This is a genomic window from Sphingomonas sp. BL-S-30, assembly GCF_055521475.1.
In genome coordinates this window covers 3,701,612-3,718,650 of sequence record NZ_CM145481.1, presented here as the reverse complement: position 1 = coordinate 3,718,650, position 17,039 = coordinate 3,701,612, and the positions used below count along the sequence as shown (strand labels likewise).

General features: G+C 65.7%; 17 protein-coding genes. 8 read left to right on the top strand and 9 right to left on the bottom strand.

Annotation, left to right across the window (positions count from 1 at the left end; all coding sequences use genetic code 11):
• The first annotated feature begins 50 nt into the window (after positions 1-50).
• On the top strand, positions 51-527 hold the full coding sequence (locus ACZ1I5_RS17335) for a GNAT family N-acetyltransferase (protein WP_465170486.1): 477 nt from the start codon (positions 51-53) through the stop codon (positions 525-527).
• Here ACZ1I5_RS17335 and ACZ1I5_RS17330 read toward each other — a convergent pair.
• Positions 499-1,830, bottom strand: a complete 1,332-nt coding sequence (locus ACZ1I5_RS17330; RefSeq protein ID WP_465170485.1) for a YceI family protein — start codon at positions 1,828-1,830, stop codon at positions 499-501. The two genes, ACZ1I5_RS17335 and ACZ1I5_RS17330, sit on opposite strands and share 29 nt — an antisense overlap.
• 130 nt (positions 1,831-1,960) lie before the next feature.
• Between ACZ1I5_RS17330 and ACZ1I5_RS17325 the strand changes: the two genes are divergently transcribed.
• Entirely contained in the window at positions 1,961-3,247 is a 1,287-nt protein-coding gene (locus ACZ1I5_RS17325) for a chymotrypsin family serine protease (RefSeq protein ID WP_465170484.1), read from the top strand.
• A 547-nt stretch (positions 3,248-3,794) separates the two neighbouring features.
• On the top strand, positions 3,795-3,920 hold the full coding sequence (locus ACZ1I5_RS17320; RefSeq protein WP_465170483.1) for a hypothetical protein: 126 nt from the start codon (positions 3,795-3,797) through the stop codon (positions 3,918-3,920).
• Here ACZ1I5_RS17320 and ACZ1I5_RS17315 read toward each other — a convergent pair.
• The 3 genes from ACZ1I5_RS17315 to ACZ1I5_RS17305 form a co-directional block, all read right to left on the bottom strand.
• Positions 3,880-4,122 carry a hypothetical protein gene (locus ACZ1I5_RS17315; RefSeq protein WP_465170482.1) on the bottom strand — a complete coding sequence of 81 codons (243 nt, stop codon included), beginning with the start codon at positions 4,120-4,122 and terminating at the stop codon, positions 3,880-3,882. The two genes, ACZ1I5_RS17320 and ACZ1I5_RS17315, sit on opposite strands and share 41 nt — an antisense overlap.
• A gap of 3 nt (positions 4,123-4,125) precedes the next feature.
• Positions 4,126-4,395, bottom strand: a complete 270-nt coding sequence (locus ACZ1I5_RS17310) for a hypothetical protein (protein ID WP_465170481.1) — start codon at positions 4,393-4,395, stop codon at positions 4,126-4,128.
• A 108-nt stretch (positions 4,396-4,503) separates the two neighbouring features.
• Positions 4,504-4,698 (bottom strand): hypothetical protein, encoded by a 195-nt coding sequence (locus ACZ1I5_RS17305; RefSeq protein ID WP_465170480.1) that lies wholly within the window; start codon positions 4,696-4,698, stop codon positions 4,504-4,506.
• A gap of 415 nt (positions 4,699-5,113) precedes the next feature.
• On the opposite strand from ACZ1I5_RS17305, the gene ACZ1I5_RS17300 reads away from it, so the two are divergent.
• Positions 5,114-5,416, top strand: a complete 303-nt coding sequence (locus tag ACZ1I5_RS17300; protein WP_465170479.1) for a hypothetical protein — start codon at positions 5,114-5,116, stop codon at positions 5,414-5,416.
• Positions 5,417-5,693: 277 nt separating this feature from the next.
• Positions 5,694-6,698 (top strand): proline iminopeptidase-family hydrolase, encoded by a 1,005-nt coding sequence (locus tag ACZ1I5_RS17295; RefSeq protein WP_465170478.1) that lies wholly within the window; start codon positions 5,694-5,696, stop codon positions 6,696-6,698.
• Between the two features lie 6 nt (positions 6,699-6,704).
• Here the strand turns inward: ACZ1I5_RS17295 and ACZ1I5_RS17290 are convergent, their stop codons facing one another.
• Together ACZ1I5_RS17290 and ACZ1I5_RS17285 are read right to left on the bottom strand one after the other, a co-directional pair.
• A complete protein-coding gene (locus ACZ1I5_RS17290) occupies positions 6,705-7,178 on the bottom strand; it encodes an SRPBCC family protein (protein ID WP_465170477.1) in 474 nt (157 codons plus the stop codon).
• Between the two features lie 25 nt (positions 7,179-7,203).
• Positions 7,204-8,067, bottom strand: coding sequence for an NmrA/HSCARG family protein (locus ACZ1I5_RS17285; protein WP_465170476.1), 864 nt, complete (start codon positions 8,065-8,067; stop codon positions 7,204-7,206).
• A gap of 104 nt (positions 8,068-8,171) precedes the next feature.
• Between ACZ1I5_RS17285 and ACZ1I5_RS17280 the strand changes: the two genes are divergently transcribed.
• Entirely contained in the window at positions 8,172-9,065 is an 894-nt protein-coding gene (locus ACZ1I5_RS17280; RefSeq protein WP_465170475.1) for a LysR family transcriptional regulator, read from the top strand.
• A gap of 89 nt (positions 9,066-9,154) precedes the next feature.
• On the opposite strand, the gene ACZ1I5_RS17275 is transcribed toward ACZ1I5_RS17280, so the two are convergent.
• A complete protein-coding gene (locus ACZ1I5_RS17275; RefSeq protein ID WP_465170474.1) occupies positions 9,155-10,444 on the bottom strand; it encodes an HWE histidine kinase domain-containing protein in 1,290 nt (429 codons plus the stop codon).
• A 295-nt stretch (positions 10,445-10,739) separates the two neighbouring features.
• Between ACZ1I5_RS17275 and ACZ1I5_RS17270 the strand changes: the two genes are divergently transcribed.
• On the top strand, positions 10,740-11,666 hold the full coding sequence (locus tag ACZ1I5_RS17270; protein ID WP_465170473.1) for a ThuA domain-containing protein: 927 nt from the start codon (positions 10,740-10,742) through the stop codon (positions 11,664-11,666).
• A 105-nt stretch (positions 11,667-11,771) separates the two neighbouring features.
• Here ACZ1I5_RS17270 and ACZ1I5_RS17265 read toward each other — a convergent pair whose 3' ends face one another.
• Both ACZ1I5_RS17265 and ACZ1I5_RS17260 read right to left on the bottom strand, forming a co-directional pair.
• Positions 11,772-12,473, bottom strand: a complete 702-nt coding sequence (locus tag ACZ1I5_RS17265; protein ID WP_465170472.1) for a VIT1/CCC1 transporter family protein — start codon at positions 12,471-12,473, stop codon at positions 11,772-11,774.
• A gap of 304 nt (positions 12,474-12,777) precedes the next feature.
• Positions 12,778-15,765: a TonB-dependent receptor plug domain-containing protein gene (locus tag ACZ1I5_RS17260; protein ID WP_465170471.1), complete on the bottom strand. Its 2,988-nt coding sequence runs from the start codon at positions 15,763-15,765 to the stop codon at positions 12,778-12,780.
• Positions 15,766-16,687: 922 nt separating this feature from the next.
• On the opposite strand from ACZ1I5_RS17260, the gene ACZ1I5_RS17255 reads away from it, so the two are divergent.
• A complete protein-coding gene (locus tag ACZ1I5_RS17255) occupies positions 16,688-17,038 on the top strand; it encodes a PadR family transcriptional regulator (RefSeq protein ID WP_465170470.1) in 351 nt (116 codons plus the stop codon).
• The last annotated feature ends 1 nt before the right edge of the window (position 17,039 follow it).

Here is a 17,039-nt window from a genome sequence, read left to right as displayed (position 1 = left end):
GAAGGGCAAGTGGGTGGCGCAACCGCGCCTGTCACGACATGATCGCCACCATGACCGCTCCCATCACTCTCCGCCGCGCTGGAGCCGCCGACGCCACGACCATCCGCGCGCTGGTCCGCGAGGCCTATGCGCCATGGGTCCCCATCATCGGCCGCGAACCCCGGCCGATGAGCGCCGATTACGACCAGGCGGTGCGCGATCACCGTATCGACCTGCTCTATCTGGGCGACACTCTCGCCGCGCTGATCGAGACCATCGACGAGGCCGATTGCCTACTGATCGAGAATGTCGCGGTATCCCCGGCCTTCCAGGGCAGAGGCCTTGGCCGCCACCTGCTTGCTCATGCCGAGGCGCTGGCGGCCTCCGCCGGCCATGCCCGCATCAGGCTCTTCACCAACAAGCTGATGGAGGCGAACCAGCGCCTCTATGCCAGCCTCGGTTACGGTTTCGACGGCGAGGAGGCCTTCCCCGGCGCGATTGCCGTGCACATGAGCAAGCCTATCGGCCCGGTTTCCGGTCGGCCTTGATCGCCACGCTCACCGTCACTCCGGCCTTCACATCGGTGGTCGCTTTCCATTCGCCCTGGCCGACCCCGAAGACGGTGCGGTCGATCACCGTCGATCCGCGCATCGTCGCGACATCGCCGTCGATCGTCAGGGTGAAGGGCAGGGTCAGCGGCCGCGATACGCCGCGCAGCGAGAGCGTGCCGATCGCCTCGTAGCGATCGCCCGAGCGGTGACGGAATCTGGTGGCGGCGAAGGTCGCGGTCGGATGCGTCGCGGCCGCGAACCAGTCCGGGTCGGGCAGCGCGCCTTCGGTATCGGCGACGCCGGTCTTCGCCGAGGTCATGTCGATCGTCACCTTGACCGAAGACGCGTCGAGCGCGGCCGGATCGAACAGGATGACCGCATCCCAGCTGCCGAAGCGCCCGTCGACCGGCCCCTCCGACCAGCTCGTGGCGAACGACAGCGACGAGGCGGCGCGCCGCACCGTCCAGCGCGACGGCGCGACCGGCGTCGCCGTCGCTTCGGGTGTCGGGCTCGCCTCGGGCGTCGGCGGCGCGCCAGGCGTGATGGTCGGCGAGGGCAGGGCGGCCGGGACGGCCGCGGCGACAGGCACGGGCGTCGCGGCGGGCGCCGGCTCGGCCAGCGGGGTCAGCCGGATCAGCGTCGCGATGGCAGTCAGCCCGATGATCCCCGCGATGGCGACCAGCGCCGCGGCGCCGAGCGACCTAGCCGGCACCGGAATCATCCGCGCCAGATCGCCGCCGCGCTCGAGGAACTGATGCTTCAGCGCGCCCGCGACGTGCAGGAACAGCACGGCATAGGAAATATAGATCAGCGCATGATGGCCGATCTCCGCCGCTTCCTCGACACCCGCCTTGGTCCCGGGCGCGAGGCCGGGCACGCCGGGCACATGCGGCCAGGGAATGGTGCTGAACAAATAGGTCGGGATCGCCGTCTTGCTCGCCGAGACGAGCAGCCAGCCCGTCAGCGGCAGGCCGAGCAGCAGCCCATAGAAGCCGACATGCACCGCGTGGGCGAGCCGCTTTTCCCAGACCTTCATCGTCGGCGGAAAGGGCGGCGGCGGATTGGCGATGCGCCAGGCGAGCCGGACCAGGGTCAGCAGCAAGATGGTGATGCCGACCGACTTGTGCAGCTGGAACACCGCAAAGGCCTCCGGCCCGCGCGGCCCGTCCATCCGCCAGCCGAGCCCGATCTGGACCGCGAAGCACGCCGCGATCGCCCAGTGCAGCAGGATCGCGCCGGTCGCATAGCGGGCGGGCGGCGGCGGGGCGACGCTGGCGGGCTCGATCGGCGTATCGGTCATGCAAGGCTCCGCGGGAGGGGGCGTATCGGTACGATAGCGGCGGCACCGCGCCGGGCAAGCGTGCGCAGCCGCTATTCATCGCCCCCGCTATTCATCGCCGGTGCATTGGGGCATCATTATCATCATGAGCATGCGCCACGCTGCCCTTCGCGCCGCCATCGCCGCCGTCCTGGCCACCCTTTCCGTTTTTCCCGCCGCCGCTCAGGTGCCGGCCCAGATACCGGCCGCCGCGCCACAGGCGCAGCTCGTGCCCGCCGCCGTCCCGGTGGAGACGCCGGCCGCGGCGCTGGCGCAGGACGCGGCCGACTATGCCCGGCAGAACCGCGTGCCGCTCGACGAGGCGATCTTCCGCCTGCGCGCGCAGCAGGAAAGCGTCGCGGCGACTGACCGGATCGCGTCGCTCTACAAGGATCGGCTCGCCGGCATCTCGATCGAGCATCATCCCGAATATCGCATCGTCGTGCTGCTTACCGGCGATCAGCCGGTCGAGGACGAGGCGGTGGTCGCGGGCGGGCGCACCATCGGCATCACCTTCCACACCGGCGCGCCGGCGACGCGCGACCGCATCGTCGCGGCGATCGAGAAGCACCAGGCTGAAATCCGCGCCGCGCTGCCGCGCCCGCCCGGCATGGGCGTCGATCCGCGTACCGGCGAGCTGGTCGTGATGGTCAATGGCGCCGATGTGGCGGCGATCGATCCGGTCGCGCTCAGGCAGAAGCTGACCGATCTGGCCGGGGTGCCGGTGCGCATCCGCATCCTCGGCCGCGACGCCAACAGCGCGATGGATGTGGGCGGCGGCTCGCGCGTGGTGGGGATCAACCCGGTGGACGGGCGGCGCTACGCCTGCACCACCGGCTTCGTCGTGACCGACGGCGCGCGCACCGGCGTGGTTACCTCGGCGCATTGCCCCGACACCCTTTCCTATGTCGATCGCGCGCGGCACGAGACGCCGCTCCAGTTCATCGGCCAATGGGGCTGGGGGTTCCAGGACGTGCAGGTTCATGTCAGCAACGAGGCGCTTCGCCCGCTTTTCTATGCCGATACCGCGAAGACCGAGGCGCGGCCGCTCACGACCTGGCGCAACCGCATCAGCACGCGCGCAGGCGACGTCGTGTGCCACCGCGGCGAGACGACGGGCTATAGCTGTTCGCAGGTCGAGCTGGTCGATTACGCGCCCGCCGGCGATCTGTGCGGCGGCGCCTGCCTGCCGACCTGGGTCGCGGCGAATGGCCCGGTCTGCCGCGGCGGGGACAGCGGCGCGCCGGTATTCAGCGGCACCGTCGCCTTCGGCATCGTCAAGGGCGCGAGCTACCGCGCCGACGGGAGCTGCATCTTCTATTATTACATGTCGACGGATTATCTGCCGCCCGGCTGGTCGCTGCTGCACGGCGACGGGGCGGGGCGTCCCAGTCCCTGAAGACGAACAACCCCGCCAGCGGGGGGGGGGGAGCTGGCGGGGCGTTCTAGATCTGAAGCGGCACGAGGGGGGACAGGAAACCGCTTCGGGAATAAGAACACCCAAGCGGAAAACTGGTTCCCGAGATTTTTCGAAAAATCGAGCGCGCCTGGCGCGTGTTCGAGTTGGGTATCTACCCTCTCCGTTCCCCCTGAGCTTGTCGAAGGGCTGTCCTTTCTTCTGCGGAAGAGAAGAGCAAGGCTTCGACAACCCCGGATCAAGTCCGGGGCCGAACGGGGAGGGGTGATTCCAGCCAACTATGTTTTGCTCGGCACCGGAGACGGCGCAACCTCGTCCAGCTTCTGCTCGAATATCGCCGTCGCCTTGGGGCCGAAACAGACGAACGGGATATGGGCGATCGCCCGTGGTTCCTCGGCGAGAAAACCAGTCCCAGTCGGTCGCGCCGTATCGCATGGCTTTTCCTGTCGCATCCGCGCGCCCGGAACCAAGCCCCGGAACCAAGCGCGGCATGCCATCGTTGCCATGCCGTGGAAACGAGGAAAGCGCCATGGTGCTCGACCCCGACGAATCGCCTTTTCATGTGGTGGAGCAGCGCGGGTTGAGCCGCGGCGCGATGGCGACCGTCCTGCTGGTCATTCTGGTCGTGATGGGCGCGCTCGTCTTCCTGAGCTGACTGGTTCGAGCGGCTCGACCGACAGCTCGAGCATCAGCGCGACCAGCCGGTCGTCCAGGCTCTCGTCATCTACGTCCCAGCCGTAGCTCGATCGCAGCGCCTGGCCGGTACAGGCAAGCTTGTCGCGATCCGGCGGGACGGGGATGGCCGTCTCGGCCGACGCGGCAGCGCGGCCGCGCCAGGAGGCGATGCGGCGCCACATGCCTTATCGTGACGGGATCGGCGGATAGGACGGGCTGTCTGCCGGACCGGAATCGGCCAGTTCGAGACGATCGGGCGATCGCTCGGCCAAGGCCGTCCGCGATCCATAGGCGCTGCCGGGATAGATATCGCCCGGTGCCTCATATTGACGTTGCGTATAATAGGGATCCATGCCGGCGGTGGTGTAGGCGCTGGCCAGAACGCCTGCCGCAACGCTGCCGGCAAGGCATGCCGCCGCGATGGCGATCTTCGGTACCTTGCCTGACAGGTCCACGGCCGATTCTCCCGGTTCGGGCAAGGAAACGACCGGCAACCAGACCTGTTCCTTCCGTTCGCTGTGCTGGTCGTCGGGCGGGACGGGCCGAGCCCCCCGCGACGCGCGTCAGGCGGCCTCGGCCGCCGGCCCGCCCTCCGGGTCGTTGGCGCGTTCGAGATAGGATTCGGCGATCAGATAATGCGCGTGCACCACCGCCGGGTGCTCGGCGCGTTGCGCCAGTTCCAGTTCCTGTTCGGCCCGCAGGATGTACCAGGATTCGTCACGTTCTTCAGCCGGAACGACCGGCGCCTTCTCGCGCATTTTCGACAACTCTCAAGGGGGTTTCCGCTCGCCCCCGAAGACGCCCGGCCCGTGGATCGGTTCCGCCGGAATCGACGAAACGCGGCGGATGCGACGGGCCGCTACAACCGGCAACAACCGCCAGAGTGGCTGTAGGCGCTGTTGTTTTTCCGGCATGTTCGGAAGGATTACAGGTAGGTCAGGATATGGCCCGGTTCGATGTCGGGGACGTTGCCATTGGCCACGTCAGCAGGAGGTTGATGGCGCAGCAGCAGTCGAACCTGAATAGCGAACAGGTGCTTTTGACGGCGAAGTGGAACAAATGATGAAGAGCATCCTGGCATCCCTGCTGGCGTGTACGAGCGCCGCGCTCGCCGCGCCGCTCACCCCCAGCTAGTTGAATGACAGGCCGGATGACTATGACGGGAGCGCCGTCGTGGTGAAAGGCTATCTGGCGATAAGCGCGGGAGGGCATGTATTATACAGCGCGAAGTCCGATCTCGATCTGTTTTCCGACCTTACCAAGGTCACGGATCTCAAAAGTGCCCTGCACCGATGTCTGACGATCTATTACACGCCGGCCCTGAAGAAGAAGCTGATGGCGCGGAACATGGCCGATGTAGTGCTGAAGGGCAGGTTCCACGCCCATCATATTAAGGAGGATGTCGTCGACCCCGGCGCCTGTGTCGGGCCCACGGCCATGGTCGTCGAAGAGATTCTTCCGGAAAAGGCCGGCTGATCCATCGCCCTGACCTGCCCATCCGCGATAACGGGGCTCAATGACGAGGCGCGCGAGACGACCAACGGGCGGATGTGCATCGGGTGAGGTGCCTTGCTCCGTGCGTGATCGCGGGCGACGGCCGGCATACGCGATCGCGTTAACACCATTTAACCGCCGCATCGTTTGTTGCGTCTTGCGACTCCGCGCGAAAATCATCAGGGGCGCGGGCGTCATCGGCGTGGCTGAGTCAGCCCGCCGGTTGGTTACCGTTTCGACGACATCGAGGAGCAGCATGATGAAGTTTGTTCTGGCCGCAGCGATCGCGCTGGCCGCAGTTCCGGCGACGGCGCAGGACGTGCCGCGCACCTATCTCGATTCGACCGGCAAGGCGGATCAATGGTCCGGCGGCGTGCGCATGGTGCCGATCAAGACGCCTAAGGGCGAGTTCAACGTCTGGACCAAGCGGGTCGGCAACAATCCCAAGCTGGCGGTGCTGCTGCTCCATGGCGGCCCCGGCGCGACGCATGATTATTTCGAGCCGTTCGACAGCTTCCTGCCGCGCGAGGGGATCGAATATATCTATTACGACCAGCTCGGTTCGGGCCGGTCCGACAAGCCGACCGACACTGATCTGTGGACGCTCGACCGCTTCGTCGACGAGGTCGAGCAGGTCCGCGTCGCGCTGGGCCTGACCAGGGACAATTTCTGCGTGCTCGGCCATAGCTGGGGCGGCATCCTCGCGATCGAATATGCGCTGAAATATCCGGCCAACCTGAAATGCATGGTCGTGTCGAACATGATGGCCTCGATCCCGGCCTATAACGCCTATGCGCAAAAGACGCTGATGCCGGTGATGGACCAGAAGCTGCTCGCCGAGGTGAAGGCGATCGAGGCGAAGGGCGACACGGCGAACCCGCGCTACATGGAAATCCTGGGCCCGCTGCATTACGAGCAGCATATCCTGCGCCGCCCGGCAGCGGAGTGGCCGGAGCCGCTCAACCATTCCTTCGCGCAACTCAATACCCAGCTCTACACCTTGATGCAGGGCCCGAGCGAGCTCGGCGCGAGCGGCCGCCTGGTCAATTGGGACCGTTTCGCCGACCTGGCGAAGATCACGACGCCCACCCTCGTCATCGGCGCACGCTACGACACGATGGACCCGGCCTATATGGCGGCGATGGCGAAGAAGCTGCCCAACGGCCAGTTCGCGCTGATGCCGGAGGGTAGCCACATGGCGATGTACGACGACCAGCAACGCTATTTCGCGGCGCTGACGGGGTTCCTGAAGGCGCGGGAATAGGGCCCCCTACAGCCTAGCTTCCGCGAGCAGCTCCCGGGTTCGCTTCAAGGTCGACAATAGCGCGGCCTTATAGCCCTGCTCGCTGTCGAACTGCGCCTGCTCGGCCTGTTCCTCCGGGCCGTCGGGCGCCTTTCCGCGCAAACCGAGATAGCAATAGAAACGCAGCAGCAGCGCGCCGCTGTCGTCTTCGAACAACTCGTTGACGATCGCGCCCTCGCGCGGGCCGCTGGCCTGGAAGAAGGTCACCTTGCTCCCCGGTTCGAGCGTGATGATCTCGCGCAGGTCGAGGCCGCCGATGGTGGCGTCGCGCACGAAATGCGTCGCGCTTTCCTCCACCACGTCGCAGCGTGTGCAGAGTCCCGGCGGGAGGAACAGGCGCGCGTCGCGCGCCTTGCGGACCAGGCCCTTCCAGGCCTGGTCGCGGGTCAGGGGGATCTCGCCTGCCGGGTTCACCGAGACGGTGGCTGTCGAATACATCATGGTCGTGTTCCTTCTGGCGGGGGTTTCAAGCCGCGCTCTCGGCGGCGAAGTCCCGGTACGTGCGCAGCGGGCGGCCGAGCATCGCGGTGAGGCGCTCGACGTCGCCGGCATCGGGGATCATGCCGTCGGACTGGAAGCGCTCGGCCATCAGTCGCATGTCGAATGCGGTCCAGCTCGGCAGATGGTGCCGGAGGTTCTGCTCGAACCCGGCGGTGTCGTCGCCCGGATAGACGACCGGGCGGCCCAGCACGTCAGACCAGATCGCCGCGACGTCCGTGCCGGTCAGCGTGTCGGGGCCGACGAGGTTGAACCGTTCGAGCGGCAGCGGCGCGGCGGCGCGCTCGCGGCGGAGCAGCTCGAGCGCCGCGATCTCGCCGATGTCGCGCGTGTCGATCATGGCGAGGCCCTTGCCGCCGATCGGCATCGGGTACACGCCGTGCCCCGTCACCACATCCTTGATGGTGAGGTCGTTCTGCATGAAATAGGCGGGGCGCAGGATGGTGGCGTTGAGGCCCATCTGCTCGATCATGCGCTCGGCGGCGAACTTCACCGCGAAGTGCGGCACGTTCACATACAGGTCGCTGTGGATCACCGAGAGATAGACGATCCGCTCGATGCCCGCCTCGCGCGCTAGGTTGAGCGCGACCAGCGCCTGGGTGAATTCGTCGGCCGCGACTGCGTTGAGCAGGAACAAGGTGGACACGCCCGAAAGCGCGTCGCGCACGGCAACGACGTCGAACAGGTCGCCCCTAGCGATGGCGACGCCCGCCGGGAGGTTGGCCTTGCCGGGATCGCGGACGAGCGCGCGGACGTCGGCGCCGCGCCTGACGAGCTGGTCGACGACCTGGCCGCCGATGGCGCCGGTAGCGCCGGTAACGAGAATGGTCATGGGTGGTCTCCTGTGATTTTGCCGAAGAGGCACCTTTCAAATAGTGTTCCGTATTTCTTCCAATAGACGCTATATTTGGACGCATCGTCTCATTGGTGGAACGGATGGACCTTCTCGCCCTCACCGATTTCAACCTCGTTGCCCGGCATGGCGGCTTCGGCCGCGCGGCACGTGCGACCGGGCGCCCCAAGGCGACGCTGTCGCGCCGGGTCGCCGATCTCGAGGCGAGCCTCGACCTGCGCCTGTTCGAGCGTGGGTCGCGCGACCTCCGGCTTACCGAGGAGGGACGCGCGCTGTTCGAGCGCTCGGGCGCGCTGCTGACCGAGCTCGACGAGACGGTGGCGGCGATCGCCTCGGGTGGGGAGACGCCGCGGGGCCGGCTGCGGATCAGCGCGCCCTTGCTGTTCTCGCAAACCGCGATGGGGCGCCTGGCCGCGGGTTTCGCGCTGCGATATCCCGATGTCCGGCTCGAGATCACGACCGAGGACCGCGCCGTGGACATGGTCGAGGAGGGCTATGACCTGGTGATCCGGGTCAATCCCGACCCGGACGAGACGCTGGTCGGCCGCGCCTTTCTGAGCGATCGGCTCGTTGCGGTCGCGAGCCCGACCCTCGTGCGACCGGCTGACGGGTCAGCCGTCCCGGCGGTCGCGCGCGGATCGGTCGATTCGGCGGCGATCTGGGAGATCGAGACCGCGAGCGGACCCGAGACCATCAGCGTCGCGACGGTGCTCAGCCTGTCGTCGCTCATCATGGTCCGCGATGCGGTGCGGGCCGGCGTCGGCGCAGCCCGGCTGCCGATCTCGCTGGTCAGCCATGATCTGGCGGCCGGCACGCTGACCAGATGGGGAGACGTGAGCGGGCCCGAGATCAGGCTATGGGCGCTCTACCCGTCGCGGCGGCTCCTCAGCGCACGCGTAGCCGCCTTTCTCGATTTCCTGAAAGAGGCATTCCCGACCGGAACGCCCGACGAGCTTGCTGCCTATGTCGCCGGATAGGTGGGCGCGCTCGCCCGATCGGACATCGATGCGATGATTCAGATCGACGCAACCGCGGCTGGGGGCAACAGCGTCTCTTTGGCGGGAGGCTAGGCCGCAGCCATCGCTTCCGGCTCCGCGGCTTTGCGGCTTACGGTCACGGCGTCGAGGGGCACGTCCATCGTGTAGACGAAGCCGCTGGGCCTGTAGTCGAGCGCGACCTGGCCCTTTAGCTGCTGGCCCAGCGACGTCATCATCCGCGTGCCGAAACTCTTGCGGGTCGGCTCGCTGACGAGCGGCCCGCCGGTCTCCACCCATTCGAATTGAAGGCGATCGCCATCGACCCGCCAGGCGAGATGGACCTGACCTTCGGGAACGGACAGGGCGCCGAACTTGGTCGTGTTGGTGCAAAGCTCGTTCAGCGTCATCGCAAAGGCGATCACGGAACTCGACGTGATGCGGATATCCTCGCCGGAGATGCGGAATCGGCCGCTGCCCTGGTCGAACGGCTCGATCGCGCTGCGGATGGTGCTGTCGATCGTCGCGTTTTCCCAGCTTACCCGGGTAAGCAGATCGTGCACGCGGGCGAGCGCCGCGAAACGCCCGTCGATCGCGGCGCTCGCATGCGCCATGCTGGGCGCGGTGCGCAGGCTCTGATGGGTGATCGCGCCCACCGTCGCGAGCATGTTCTTGATCCGGTGGTGCAGTTCCGCGTGGATCAGGTGCTGCAGCTTGTCGGCCGCCTCGCGTTCCTCGGCCTCGATGCCGGCCTGGACGAGCAGGGCGCTGGCGTCGATCCCGGCCTGCTCCAGCGCCAACCTGAGGCTGTCGTTCTCGGTGGTGAGCGCATCCTTGAGTGGCTGATTCTCGTCGATGATCAGTTGCTGCTTCTCGGTATCGAGCACGGTCTTCAGGAGCAGGGCCTTGGCATCCATGCCTGCCTGCTGAAGGCGATGGCGAAGCTCCTTGTTCTCCGCGGTCAGGGGGTCGTCCGCGGCGATCAGGGCGGGCATGACTTTCAGCACACCCGCGCCGACCATTTTCTGGAGCTCGAGAATCATCTGCTGGATTTCGAGCGGCTTGGGGAAGAACCGGCTGTCGACCGGCTTGTCGGCATCCGTCACCGCGATCTGCCCGGAGACCAGCACGATCTTGATGTGCGGCCAGCGCGAATGGACCGCATGAGCGAGCTTCAGGCCGTCCATGCTCCCCGGCATCTGAATGTCGGTGAACAGCAGCGAGATATCGTCGCGCGATTCGAGGACCTGCATCGCTTCGTCGGCGCTTACGGTCTCGATCGGGGTGAAGCCGGCGTCCTCGACGATATCGACCGCACGCATGCGCAGGACCATCTCGTCCTCGACAATCAGGACGATCGGTGTGGGGCCAGGCGCCGTCATGGAAAATACCTTCGGGTGCTCCGCTCTTCCCGACTGGGAGACGAAAGGCCCGGCATGGGCGTGGGCGGCGGTGCCGTGACTGTCAAGCAATGCCGGGAATCCGGAGGCTTCCGGGAACGTGCCGCATGCGAGCTGTCGATTGCCGTCAGCGGCGAGGAACCGTCTCAATCCGCAAGCCAGTCGCAGAAAGCCCTGTTTCATTGTGCCACCGACCCAGCTAGGTTGCTGCACGAATCATATAGTATATTTGATTGCCTGATCCCGAAGCCGGGGCTGGCGCATCGGGGGAGAGGGCATGCTGAAGTCGGTGGTGATCCGTGTCGGTCGTTCGATCGGTAGCGCGGCGGGGTTCGTAGCGCTGGTTTTGCTGGCCGCGAGCGGGGACGCGGCGCCCGCCGCGCCGGCCCAGGCGGAGGCAGCGCCGCCCAAGAAGATCCTGTTCCTCGCCGGCCCCAAGGAACATGGCCCGCCCGGCCGGCACGAATATGAGAAGGACCTGCGCGAGCTCGCCTGGTCGATCGATCATGCGGGCAATCTGAAGGGTCTGAAGACCGAAGTGATCGTCGGCCGGCCGCCGCGCGACCTGAGCGTCTACGAAGATGCCGCCGTCATCGTGATCGACGGCAATGGCGACTGGCTCAAGCGCGAGACGGGCATGCTCTTTCCGCAGGCGCAGGACACCAATGGCCGCGTCTATGACGCCGAGGCGACTGCCTGGCTGAAGAGCTTCGACGAACTGATCAAGCGCAAGCATATCGGCGTCGTCATGTTCCACTACACCATGTGGATCGATAACTGGGCGGGGCGGGCCTATGTGCTCGACTGGCTGGGCGGGACGTGGATTCCCTATGCCTCGCACAATCCGGTCGACACCTGGGCGGTGAAGCCGCTGGCGCCGAAACACCCGGTCCTGAGCGGGGTGAAGCCCTGGACGTTCCGCGACGAGATGTATTCGCGCTATTTCCTGTTCACCAATCCGAAGCGGACCGAACTGCTGTCGGGCATGCCCAAGGACCCCAAAAATGGCGGGCCGGACCCGATCTCCTGGGCCTATGAGCGGCCGGACGGCGGGCGCGCGTTCGTGTGGGGCGGGTCCGACTTCCACGACAATATGCACGGGTTCGCGGACTATCGGCGGTTCCTGCTGAACGGCATCGTGTGGGCGGCGGGCGCCGATGTGCCGCGCGGAGGTGTCGTTTCGCCCCCGCCGCCGGAGATGTGAGGGGCGCGCGCGGCGTTCAGCCGCCCGCCGATGCGACATCCCGGCGCGGTATTGCCGCGCCGATACGCGCGCTTATCGCGGCCGTTCGACCAGCGCGGCGATTGGCTAGACTGCGGTGCCGACGAGCTTGCCGATGCCGGCGGTCAACGCCATGGCGAGGGCGCCCCAGAAAAAGACTCGCAGCACCGACCGCATCACTGGCGCACCGCCCGCCCTGGCCCCCAGCGCGCCGAGCAGGGCCAGGCACAGCAGCGACACGCCGGTGACGAGCGCGATGATCGAGCCGGCCGGCGCGACCGTCACCGCCAACAGTGGCGCGGCGGCCCCGACGCTGAACGTCGCGGCGGAGGTGAACGCCGCCTGTAATGGCCGCGCCGTCGAAACCTCCGAAATGCCGAGTTCGTCACGGGCATGGGCGCCGAGCGCGTCCCTTGCCATCAGCTGGTCCGCGACCTGCCCGGCGAGCGCCGGGGTAAGACCCCGCGCGACATAGATGCCGGCCAGTTCCTCGCGCTCGAAGCCGGGCTGATCGCGAAGTTCCCCGCTTTCGCGGGTAAGGTCGGCCTTTTCGCTATCGGCCTGGGAGCTGACCGAGACATATTCGCCTGCCGCCATCGACATCGCGCCGGCGACGAGAGACGCGATGCCGGCCAGCAGAATCTCCGGCCTGGCCGCAGAGGAAGCGGCAATGCCGACGATCAGGCTGCCGGTAGAGACGATACCGTCATTGGCGCCAAGCACGGCCGCGCGCAGCCAACCGACGCGCGAGACGGTGTGGCGTTCGGGATGGAGCGGCAACCGAGACATCTGCGCGTTATCGCAGCGCCCGGGGACCGTTGCACTACGTAAAGTACCGAAGCCGTCATCGCGCCGGCATCGTTTCGATCAGACGCGCAAAAAATGCCCGGACCGCGAGGCCCGGGCACTCAGTTTTACGCAATCCTGCGCTGACATCCATCGAGGGAATCGGCTGAACGTCAACGCAGGGTGAGGTTGCCCTCCTGCGCATCGCGGCCGCTTCGGCTGGCCAGTCTAGAGGAACGGCCGAAGCGATCGTGATCCGGACCGGTTGGGGCGGCGCCAGCGCGGCACCGCCCGTCCCCGGAATTGCTTAGAAGTCGACCTTCGCGCCGACGCGGAACGAACGGCCCAGGATGCCGGCTTCCGACACCACCGGGTTGTACAGATACGCGCCATAAGTCGTCGCATCGATCGATGCCTTGCGGTCGGCAACGTTCATCACGTCCGCATAGAGCGTGAAGCGATCGGCGACCTTGACCTGCCCGTGCAGGTCGACCGAGACGAACGACTTCACGTTGCACGCCTGATAGGCTTCGCCGTCCAGGTTGGTCGGGACGAGGCTGCAATCGCCGGCGGTGCCGCCCTGATCCTCGGCCGAATAATCGTAACCGCTGGTGTAATAGGCGGTTGCGGTCAGCGACCAGGGTCCGACGTCCAGCGTGTTCTGCCAGTTGCCGCGCCAGCGCTGCGTGCCCGAGCCGGCAGTCAGGTTGAAGTTGCCCAGCGTGCCCGCATAATGCTCGGTATGGCCGTCCGGGAAGCTGGTGTTGAGGTCGATGATATAGGTCGCCTCGGCATCCGTGGTGAACTTCACGTTGGAGCCAAGGTTGAACACGCCGCGCGCGCCGAAATCGAGGCCCGAGGTGTGGATCTTGTTGGCGTTGATGAAGCTGCCCTGCGCAAAGGCAACACGCTTCTGCGCGTTCGGATGATCGACGTCGGCCTCATCCTGGATGATCGTCACGCCGTTATAGCTCAGCTCGCCGGTCGCGTAGTAGTTGTCGATCGCCGACTGGAAGTTCACCGCGGTGATCGCGTTGGTCTTCTGGATGTTGTAATAATCGACCGTGAAGCTGATGTTGTGGACCGGCTCGAACACCGCGCCGACGGTGAAGTTGCGCGACTTCTCCGCCTTCAGATTCGGGTTGCCGACCGTGGTCTCGCCGATGCTGTAGGTGGTGAGGTAGTTGTTGAACTGGCCGGTCGGCGTCAGATGCTGGCTGCTGAAGCTGGTCGGCAGGTTGCCCGGCGTGACGGTGACATAGCCCGAGGTCGGCAGCGCGCCGGATTCGGCGAAGCTCGGGATACGGAAGCCCTTCGAGAAGGTGCCGCGGATCGCGAGCTGCTTGATCGGCGTGAACTTGGCGCCGATCTTCGGCGAGAAGTTGCTCTGGCCGCTGCTGTAATGGTCGTACCGGCCCGAACCGTTGATCTCGAGAATGTCGAGCACCGGCGCGTTGATTTCGAAATAGCCCGATTCGACCTCGCGCTTGCCGGTCGCGCCAAAGGCGTTCAGGCGGAAATAGCGCTCGGTCGGGCCGGCATAGTCCGGGTTGCCGCTGGGATCGTACAGCGATTCGTGACGGAAGGCGCCACCGACGGCAACCTGCAGCGGACCGCCGGGCAGCTGGAAGAAGTCCCTCGAGACGGTGCCCTGGATCTGGTAGAGATGCGAGTTCTGGTGGTTGATCTGGGTCGGCGTCAGATAGTCGAGCGCCGCCTGGCTGGTCTGTTCCGGATGCACGAAGTTGTACGAGCCATCGGCCACTTCATCGAGCAGATGCTGGATATAGACATAGCCCTTGGCCGTCGTCTTCAGCTTGCTGATCATCGCGGTACCGTCGATCGCATAGTTCCAGTCGCCACCGAACGTGCCGTGCAGGCCAAGCGCCCCGCGGAACACGTCGCTCTGCGACGAATTGAACTCGATGCTGGTCGGCAGGCGGCCGGCGATGCGTGCCACCTGACCCTGTGCCGCGAACGGGTTGTTCGGGTTCAGGGTGCCGTTGGCGGCGGTGCAGGCGGCGGTGGTGCCGCGCGCGCAGATATAGACCGGCAGGGTGATGACAGTCGCGCCGGCCGAGGTGCTGTAGGCCGGGAAGTCGATGCCCGCCGGAGCGTTCGCCCGGAAGATGCTGGCGAGGCCGGTATAGGCCGAATAGCTGTGCTCGTAATTGAACTCAGCGGTCAGCTCGCTGCCGCCCAGCACGTTCGCGGTCAGATGGGCGGAGCCGCCATAGCGGTGCATCTCCGGCTCGATCTGGCCGTAATCATGCGTGACGTCCTGCTGGCAGACGGTGCGCGGCGCGGTCGGGTTGTTGGCGTACTCGGTGTCCGTCAGCGTGTAGGACGTCAGGTTGCCGCAGCCGTTGAGCAGCTGATAGCGGCCGAGCGCGGTGGTGTTGGTCGCATCATAGGGGCGGACGATGAACGCGTCGGGCGCGGTCGACAGGCCGTTATAGATGCCGTTGGTGACGCCGTTCGCGATGTTGTTCGGGCCGCAGACGCCGGCATGGCAGAGGCGGGTCTGGTCGTCGGTGTTGAACGGATAGTCGCGGTCGCGATTGTACAGCGCAGACTGGTCCAGATAATGGCCGCTGACATAGACGTTATAGCCCTGCTCACTCAGGTCGCCATAACCGAAGGTCGCGCTCAGGCGATGGTTGGCGGCGTCGCCGCGCTGGCTCACGCCGGCCTCGGCGGCGGCGTGGAGACCCTTGATCTCTTTCTTGGTAATGATGTTGACCACGCCGGCGACGGCGTCCGCGCCATAGGTCGACGAGGCACCGTCCTTCAGCACGTCGACGCGCTCGACGATTTCGTCGGGGATGGTGTTCAGGTCGACGAAGTTGCGCGTGCCGTCGTCAGCCAGCGGGTAATAAGCGGCGCGCAGGCCGTCGAACAGCACCAGCGTGGACGAGGTGGTGAGGCCGCGCAGCGACACCGACGACGCACCGCCGGCGAACGCGCCGTTCGCGGTGAAGCTGTTGGTCAGCGCCGGGCCGTTATTGGCGGCGAGCGTCTGGATAGCGGCCTGCACCGTGGTGATGCCGCGCTTCGCGATGTCGTCCGCGGTCAGCACGGTGACGGGCGAAGGCGTCTCCGTGTCGGTGCGGCGGAACAGCGTGCCGGTGACGACGATGTCCGCGCCGCCGGTATCGGCAGCCTGGTCGGTCTGGCCGGTGGCAGGGGCGTCCTGCGCGAAGGCGGGCGTCGCGGTCAGCGACAGGAAGGCGGCTGCCGTGGCGGCACCCGCAAGCAACCTGGCTTTGCGCAGGGAGGGAGTGGCATTGATCACAGAGAAAGCTCCTCACTGATTCCGCAGCCGGCGCGCGATCGCGCCGCCTCGAGCGGACTTATGTTTTCAAGTCTCTGGGACCATGCATCCCGGCCCCCCGAGACATGATGGAGCGGCAATGAAACCGGCCAGCGGGCGCTGTAAAGAATGTGTAGTGCCGGCCAGTTTTTTCGGGTGACGACGTGCCTGAAAAGCCACGAAATCTGTTAGTTAATCCGAACCGGGCCTATGCGCGTCACGTGATGAAACGGCATGGCATGGACCAGAAACGGTCATAAGCAGATGCCGTAATAATCAAATAAAACGGCCTCATTTTTCATCTCAGCCTGTCGCCATTGGGGAATGGCTCAGCAACATTTCCTTACAAAAGGGACATGTGTGCTGGCGTCGGACTCCCGACGGCCTTTCGGTGTCCTGGACACCGCATCATAGGGGAGCGGATCGTCATGCCTCGACACGGACTCTTGCAATAAATCGCCGGTAGGCGAGGCTGTCGATGGGGTCGAAAGTCGGGTTCTGTCTGAGCCTGGGCGGGGCGGTCGGTGTGATGGCCGTCGCAACAGGCCCATAATAGGACCGTTACAGCCCTAATATCTCGATCGCCTAACCGCTCGTCGTGCCAAGATTGACGCCAGATGAACCGAATTCGGGCCGCAAGCGCATATAGGGCCGAATAAGACACAAAAATATGGCGTCGGGACGAATTGCATAGACGACGCCATATGTCTCAATCCTCACCAGGTGACGCAAACATGACAAATTTGTCATGTTTGCCGACAAGAGCAGCAGAAAATCGGCCGAAATGGTCCTTTGCGTTCGGCCCTCATTGCCGCCCTCCCAAAAAAGCCGACTCCGCTTGACTCATTATCACGCTATGTGACATACACTGTATATCACACAGTGTATGTCAGGCAGCATGTAGATGACCATCGACCCCGATCTGTTCGAATCCATGCGGATGGAACTCCGCCGCGGATCGCTGGTGCTGGCGGTGCTCGCCCGGCTTACCGAGGAGCGGTACGGCTATACGCTGCGCCAGGCGCTGGCTGCCGACGGGCTCGAGATGGAGGAAAGCACCCTCTATCCGCTGCTTCGCCGGCTGGAGACGCAGGGGCTGCTCCACAGCGAATGGCGCGAGGAGGAGAAGCGCAGGAAGCGCTTCTATCGCCTGTCGCCGATGGGCGTCGCGATGCTTGCCGCGCTCACCACCGAATGGCGCGGCATCAACGCCTCGCTCGACAAGATCCTTCCCCTCTCCGGCGAAAGGCCCTGAC